The sequence below is a fragment of the Nonomuraea sp. NPDC048916 genome (assembly GCF_040649575.1).
Classification (GTDB): Bacteria; Actinomycetota; Actinomycetes; order Streptosporangiales; family Streptosporangiaceae; genus Nonomuraea.
The window spans coordinates 1-486 of the sequence record NZ_JBEZFS010000204.1; the positions used below are offsets into that span (position 1 = coordinate 1).

Consider the following 486-nt stretch of genomic DNA (forward strand, 5'->3'; position numbering starts at 1 on the left):
GGAGGAAGGTCGGCAGGTAGGTCATCGCGCCGAACATGGCGAAGCCGATGACGAAGCTGATCACGGCGACGAGGCTGAAGGTGCGGATCCGGAACAGTTTCAGCGGCAGGACGGGTTCGACCGCGCGCCGTTCGACGGCGATGAACGCCACGAGCAGGACGACGGCGAGCACCGCGAGCGCGATGATCTGCGGGGAGCTCCAGGCCCAGGTCGTACCGCCGAGGGAGGCGACGAGCACCAGGGCGGTGGCGACGGACGCGATGAGGAAGGTGCCGAGGTAGTCGATGGTGTGCTTCTCGCGGCGGACCGGGATGTGCAGGACGGCCGCGATGACGACCAGCGCGACGACGCCGATCGGCAGGTTGATGTAGAACACCCAGCGCCAGCTGAGGTGTTCGGTGAAGAAGCCGCCGAGGAGCGGTCCGAGGACGCTCGTCACGCCGAAGACCGCGCCGAAGAGTCCCTGGTACTTGCCACGTTCGCGCG

Annotated in this window: 1 protein-coding gene; it reads right to left on the reverse strand. The window is 67.5% G+C overall.

Annotation, left to right across the window (positions count from 1 at the left end):
* Nucleotides 1-486 (reverse strand): MFS transporter (locus tag AB0C16_RS40450; RefSeq protein WP_357691491.1); only part of this gene is annotated, 486 nt, incomplete at both ends.